This window comes from Achromobacter sp. 1014246743 (assembly GCF_059760725.1).
In genome coordinates this window covers 1-5,764 of record NZ_JCBANA010000130.1, presented here as the reverse complement: position 1 = coordinate 5,764, position 5,764 = coordinate 1, and the positions used below count along the sequence as shown (strand labels likewise).

Annotated in this window: 4 protein-coding genes; all 4 read right to left on the bottom strand. The window is 66.7% G+C overall.

Annotation, left to right across the window (positions count from 1 at the left end):
• Positions 1-90: 90 nt before the first annotated feature.
• The 4 genes from glcF to AC6LJ2_RS29800 all read right to left on the bottom strand — a co-directional run bounded on the left by glcF (position 91) and on the right by AC6LJ2_RS29800 (position 5,692).
• Positions 91-1,320, bottom strand: coding sequence for a glycolate oxidase subunit GlcF (gene glcF, locus AC6LJ2_RS29815; protein ID WP_498152742.1), 1,230 nt, complete (start codon positions 1,318-1,320; stop codon positions 91-93).
• 6 nt (positions 1,321-1,326) lie between these two features.
• Positions 1,327-2,430 (bottom strand): glycolate oxidase subunit GlcE, encoded by a 1,104-nt coding sequence (glcE, locus tag AC6LJ2_RS29810; protein ID WP_263914912.1) that lies wholly within the window; start codon positions 2,428-2,430, stop codon positions 1,327-1,329.
• 12 nt (positions 2,431-2,442) lie between these two features.
• Entirely contained in the window at positions 2,443-3,942 is a 1,500-nt protein-coding gene (locus tag AC6LJ2_RS29805; protein ID WP_263914911.1) for an FAD-linked oxidase C-terminal domain-containing protein, read from the bottom strand.
• 340 nt (positions 3,943-4,282) lie between these two features.
• Positions 4,283-5,692 (bottom strand): FAD-binding oxidoreductase, encoded by a 1,410-nt coding sequence (locus AC6LJ2_RS29800; RefSeq protein WP_445658518.1) that lies wholly within the window; start codon positions 5,690-5,692, stop codon positions 4,283-4,285.
• Between the last annotated feature and the right edge of the window lie 72 nt (positions 5,693-5,764).

The following is a 5,764-nucleotide window of genomic DNA, read 5'->3' as shown; positions in this document are numbered from 1 at the left end:
ACCCTAGATTAACACCTGTCCATTTGTGTCGGCGGGTGAGATAGTGTATAGGAACAGACGCAAGCGCCGCGGGGGTACCACCCGCCGCAGCTAGGGGCGGGCCAGGTGCTCGTCCACCACCTCGATCCAATGCCGCACGGGCGTATCCGTGCCGCTTTGCAGATGGCCGATGCAGCCGATGTTGGCCGACAGGATCACATCCGGCGCCGCCGGCGCGATGGCGCCCAGCTTGCGGTCACGCAGCGTCAGGGCGATTTCCGGATTCAGCACCGAATAGGCGCCTGCCGAGCCGCAGCACAGGTGCTTGTCGGCAAACGGCAGCAACTCGAACCCCAGGTCCGCCAGCAGTTGCTCCGACAACGGCCGCAGGCCTTGCCAGTGCTGCAACGTGCAGGGCGGATGAAACGCTGCCCGCAAGCCCTTGCCCGCCAGCTGCTGCCGCAATTGCGCGGCATGGGGCGCCACGATTTCGGCCACGTCCTTGACCCGCTCGACAATGTCGGCCGCCCGCTGGGCGTAGGCCGGATCGTGACGCAGATGGTGGGCGTATTCCTTGACCATGGCGCCGCAACCCGACGCGTTCATGACAATCGCCTCGACCGCGCCATCCTGTACCAGCGGCCACCAGGCATCCACATTCGCGCGCATCTGGTCCAGCGCGGCCGCCTGCGCGTCCAGGTGAAAGCTGGCGGCGCCGCAGCAGCCGGCGCCGGGGGCAATGCGCGCGCCGATGCCCACGGCATCCAGCACCCGGATGGTGGCCGCATCGATGGTGGGCATCATGGCCGGCTGTACGCAACCCGCCAGCATCAACACCTGCCGCGCATGTCCTTCGACCTTCGGCAGCGCGCCGGGGGCGCGGCGTTCGGGCACCTTGCGCTTGAGGGCCTCGGGCAACAGGCCGCGCACGGCCTGGCCCACGCGCATGGCCGGGCCGAACAACGGCGACAGCATGGCCCGCCGCAGCATCTTGCGCTTGGCCTTTTCGGCCCAGGGCCGCGGGACGCGCTCTTCGACGATCTGGCGGCCGATGTCGATCAGATGACCATACTGCACGCCCGACGGGCACGTGGTTTCGCAATTGCGGCAGGTCAGGCAACGGTCCAGATGCTGCTGCGTCGATTGCGTCGGCTCGGCGCCTTCGAGCACCTGCTTGATCAGGTAGATGCGGCCGCGCGGACTGTCCAGTTCGTCGCCCAGCACCTGGTAGGTGGGACAGGTGGCCGTGCAGAAGCCGCAATGCACGCAGCGCCGCAGGATCGCGTCGGCCTCTTTGCCCAACTCGGTATCACGGGCCCAGGCTGCCAGATTGGTTTGCATGATGCGCTATAGCTCCAGGACCAGGCGGCCGGGGTTGAACAAGCCGGCCGGGTCGAGTTCTTGCTTGAGGCGGCGGGTGATCAGCGCGATACCCGGTGACAACGGCTGGAACACACCATCGGCCGGCGGCTTGGTACCTGCCGCCCGGAACAAGGTCGCATGGCCGCCCAGTCGCTGCGCCAGTTCGCGCAATTCGGCGGCATCCTGCGGCCCGGACAGCCAGCGTTGGCCCCCGCCCCACTCGATGAGCGCCGGGCCATGGCCCAGGGCCGCCGCCGTGGGCGGCAATGCCAGCCGCCACAATGGCTGGCCGGGGACGAAGAACGCATGCGTCTGCTCGCGCAATCCCGTCCACCAGGAATGGGCGGCATCGGGCTCGAGCGCATCGCCGCCGATCACCTGGCGCGCACTGGATATCGCCGGCGGCGCACCGGACAGGCGCACATGCATCTGGCCTTCGCCGTCCGCCGCGCCGGTCCAGCTGGTCGCGGAAATCGGCAGCGGCTTGCCGCGCCACAGCGCAAAGCTCGCCAGCGCCTGGGCTTGCGTGGCCGGCAGCGTCAACGTCACTTCCTGCATCGGCTTGGGCACGACCTTCAGCGACACCTCAAGAATGGCCCCGAAAATGCCGTGAGAGCCAGCCAGCAGGCGCGAGACGTCATAGCCCGCCACGTTCTTCATGACCTCGCCGCCGAACGACAGCACCCGGCCGTCCGAATCCAGCAACCGCGTACCCAGCACGAAATCGCGCAAGGCGCCGGCGCTCATGCGGCGCGGCCCGGACAGTCCGGCGGCGACACAGCCCCCCACCGTCGCCGCAGGCGAGAAATGCGGCGGTTCGAACGCCAGCATCTGGCCGTGCTCGGCCAACGCGGCCTCCAGTTCGGCCAACGGCGTCCCGGCGCGCACCGTCACCACCAGCTCGGACGGGTGATAGCTGACGATGCCGCGATACGGCGTCATGTCCAGCAGGCAATGGCCATCTTGCGGCGTCACGGGGCGGTAGTTGCCATAGAACGCCTTGCTGCCACCACCCATGACGAACAACGGCTTATGACCGGCGCGCGCCGTCATGACCTGGTCGCACAATTCCGACAGGACGAAATCCATAGGGGGAACGTCCTAGAAGCGAGCGAGATCCGGGAAGCGCATCTCGCCCGCATGCACATGCATCTTGCCGTATTCGGCGCAGCGGGCCAGCGTAGGGATGACCTTTTCAGGATTCAGCAGGCACGGCGGGTCGAACGCCCGCTTGACCGCCAGGAACGCGTCGAGTTCTTCGCGAGAGAATTGCACGCACATTTGATTTATTTTCTCCATTCCCACACCGTGCTCTCCAGTCACGGTTCCTCCCACCTGCACGCACAGTTCGAGTATGGCGGCGCCGAACTTCTCGGCGCGCTCCACTTCGTCCGGTTTATTCGAATCGAACAGGATCAACGGGTGCAGGTTGCCATCGCCCGCATGGAAGACGTTGGCGCAGCGCAGGCTGAACTCGTCTTCCATTTGCTCGATGGCGCCCAGCACCCGCGCGAGATGACGGCGCGGAATCGTGCCGTCCATGCAGTAGTAATCGGGCGACACGCGCCCGGCGGCGGGAAACGCATTCTTGCGTCCCGCCCAGAATTTGAGCCGCTCGGCTTCGGATGCGGACACCTGGCAGCGGGTGGCACCGGCCGCGCGGAAGATGGCTTCCATGCGCGCGATCTCGTGCGCCACTTCCTCGGGCGTACCGTCCGATTCGCACAACAGAATGGCCTGCGCATCCAGGTCGTAGCCGGCGCGCACGAAAGGTTCGACCATGTGCGTGGCGCGTCGGTCCATCATTTCCAGTCCGGCCGGAATGATGCCGTCGGCAATGACCTGGGTGACTGCGTTGCCCGCGGCCTCGACGCTGGCAAAACTGGCCATCACCACCTGCGCGCACGCGGGCTTGGGAATCAGTTTGACGGTCACTTCCGTCACCACGCCCAACATGCCCTCCGAGCCGATGAACACCGACAGCAGGTCCAGGCCTGGCGCATCGGGCGCTTCGGAGCCCAGTTCCACCACGTCGCCGTCGATGGTGACCATGCGCACCCGCAGCACGTTGTGCACCGTCAGGCCGTACTTCAGGCAATGCACGCCACCGGAGTTTTCCGCGACGTTGCCGCCGATCGAACAGGCGATCTGGCTGGAGGGGTCCGGCGCGTAGTACAGCCCGTAGGGCGACGCCGCTTCGGAAATGGCCAGATTGCGCACCCCCGGCTCGACCACCGCAGTCGCGCTGGCCAGGTCGATGTGCTTGATGCGGTTGAACTTGGACAGTCCCAGCAGGACGCCCCGGCTGTGCGGCATGGCGCCGCCAGACAAACCGGTGCCGGCGCCGCGCGCCACCAATGGCGCGTTGAGCCGCTTGCAGATGCGCATGACCGCCTGCACCTGCGCTTCGGTTTCCGGCAGGGCCACCACGGCGGGCAAGGCCCGGTACAGCGACAGCCCGTCGCATTCGTAGGGGCGCGTATCCTCTTCGCGAAACAACACGCAATGCGACGGCAACGCGGCCGACAACGCCTCGACGAGTTGCTGCAACGAATAAGGCGCCTGCACATGTGCCAGGCCGGTTTCGACCAGAGAATTCATGAGCGCAACGATAGCGCGACCGCAGGCTGGACGCAGGCCGGGATTTACCCGCATCCTGCGTACACCGCTGCTCGCGGCCAACAGGCGATACGCACGCCGCAGACGTAACCAGCGGTAAAGGTGACGGCCATCGCCTGGCCGAGACCGGCCACATCGCGTCGGCCACCAGAGCTCGCCCCCCCGCCCGGCACGGATGCCCATCGCTTCGATTCCCATCTATTGAGAACCATGGAAGCCACACGCCGGCCGGCCCCGCCGCCCCTGCCGCCCGGTCTTGGCTCGGCAAGAAAAAAGGCCGGCGGGTTGCCCCGTCGGCCTTGTCGTGCCGTTTGGCGGCGCCTTACCAGGACACGATCTTGCCCGGGTTCAGGATGTTGTTCGGATCAAATGCGTGCTTGAGGCTGCGCATCAGGTCCAGGGCGTTGTCGCCATGCTCTTCGGCCATGAATTGCATTTTGTGCAGGCCAATGCCATGTTCGCCGGTGCAGGTGCCATCGGCCGCGATGGCGCGACGCACCAGGTTGTGGTTGATGGTTTCGGATTCCTGCCATTCGCGCTCGCTGTCGGCATCCAGCAGCATCAGCACGTGGAAATTGCCGTCGCCCACATGGCCCACGATGGTGTAGGGGAAGCTGGCGCGGTCCAGTTCCTCGACCGTGTCGCGCACGCAGTCGGCCAGGCGCGAGATCGGCACGCAGACGTCGGTGGTGCTGGCGCGGCAGCCGGGGCGCAACTGCAGGCCGGCGAAATACGCGTTGTGGCGGGCGGTCCAGAGCCGGCTGCGATCTTCGGGGCGCTCGGCCCATTCGAAGTCCATGCCGCCGTGCTCGGCGGTGATCGCCTGCACGGTTTCGGCCTGTTCCTGTACGCCGGCCGGGCTGCCATGGAATTCGAACACCAGCAGCGGGGTTTCGCGCAGCGTCAGCTTGCTGTGCAGGTTCACGGCGCGCACGCTGGCCGCGTCCATGAATTCGACGCGAGCCACCGGCACGCCCATCTGGATGATTTCGATGACGCTTTGCACGGCGGCATCGAGCGTGGGGAAATTGCAGACTGCGGCCGACACGGCCTCGGGTTGCGGATACAGGCGCACCGTCACTTCGGTGATGATACCCAGCGTGCCCTCGCTGCCCACGAAAATGCGGGTCAGGTCGTAGCCGGCCGAGGATTTGCGGGCACGGCCGGCGGTGCGCACGATGCGGCCGTCGGCGGTGACGACCGTCAGCGACATCACGTTTTCACGCATGGTGCCGTAGCGCACGGCGTTGGTGCCCGAGGCGCGCGTGGCGGCCATGCCGCCCAGGCTGGCATCGGCACCCGGATCGATCGGGAAGAACAGGCCGGTGCTGCGGATTTCTTCGTTGAGCTGCTTGCGCAGCACGCCGGCCTGCACCGTGGCGGTGAGGTCTTCGGCGTTGACGGCCAGCACCTTGTTCATCTGCGACAGGTCCAGGCTGATGCCGCCCTGGATTGCCAGGATGTGACCTTCAAGCGACGACCCTGCGCCGTAGGGGATCAGCGGCACGCGGTGCTCATTGCACAGCTTGGCGATTTCGGCGACTTCTTCAGTGGTCTGGGCGAAGACGACGGCGTCCGGCAGCATGGCCGGATACGGCGATTCGTCGCGGCCGTGGTGCTCGCGCACGGCGGCGGATTCGGAAAAGCGGTCGCCGAAACGGGCGCGCAGGGCCTCCAGACAGGCGGCCGGGACCGCGCGGCGCAGCGATTCAGCGTGCAAGGGAGCGTTCATGATCAGCGTTTTCTCGGATGGGACGATCCGGATATTCTACGCCGCCCCCGGGCGCCGCAAGCCGCCCGGGTG